Source organism: Arhodomonas sp. KWT, from assembly GCF_010993615.1.
This window is the reverse complement of the sequence record NZ_WNXE01001008.1, coordinates 1-593: the sequence shown is the minus strand read 5'-3', so window position 1 is coordinate 593 and position 593 is coordinate 1. Positions and strand designations below refer to the sequence as shown.

Below are 593 nucleotides of genomic sequence, written 5' to 3'. Positions count from 1 at the left end.
CGGGGATTCGGGTCCGTGGTGTACAGGCCCCGGCGCGCGAGCCGGATCGCCCGCGCCATGAGGGCGTGGTCCGTCGCGGAGAAGCTGCCCGGGCCCGGCTCACTCCCGCCGGTCATTGTCGCCGTCGCCCGTGTCCGCCGAGCGCTTCTCCAGCCCCTCGATGACCTCGCGGAAGGCACTGACGTCCTCGAAGCTGCGGTACACCGAGGCGAAACGCACGTAGGCGACCTGATCGAGCTCGCGGAGCTCCTCCATCACCCAGTCGCCGATACGGCTCGCCGGCACCTCGCGCTCGCCGGTGGACTGGATGCGCTTGCGGATCCGGTTGATCGCCGCCTCGATCGCCTCGGTGGCGACCGGGCGCTTCTCCAGGGCGCGGGACAGGCCCGTGCGCAGCTTCTCATCCGAGAAGGGCACGCGCGAACCGTCGCGCTTGACCACCCGCGGCATCAGCAGCTCCGCGGTCTCGTAGGTGGTGAAGCGCTCGCCGCAGGTGGAGCACTCGCGGCGACGACGCACCTGGTCGCCCTCGCTCGCGAGCCGCGAGTCGATCACGCGGCTGTCCTGCGCCTGGCAGAAGGGGCAGCGCATCG

Annotated in this window: 1 protein-coding gene; it reads right to left on the bottom strand. The window is 71.5% G+C overall.

Going from position 1 to position 593, the window contains the following annotated elements:
• Positions 1-99: 99 nt before the first annotated feature.
• Positions 100-591, bottom strand: a complete 492-nt coding sequence (gene nrdR, locus G7A99_RS23830) for a transcriptional regulator NrdR (protein WP_018716351.1) — start codon at positions 589-591, stop codon at positions 100-102.
• Positions 592-593: the final 2 nt, after the last annotated feature.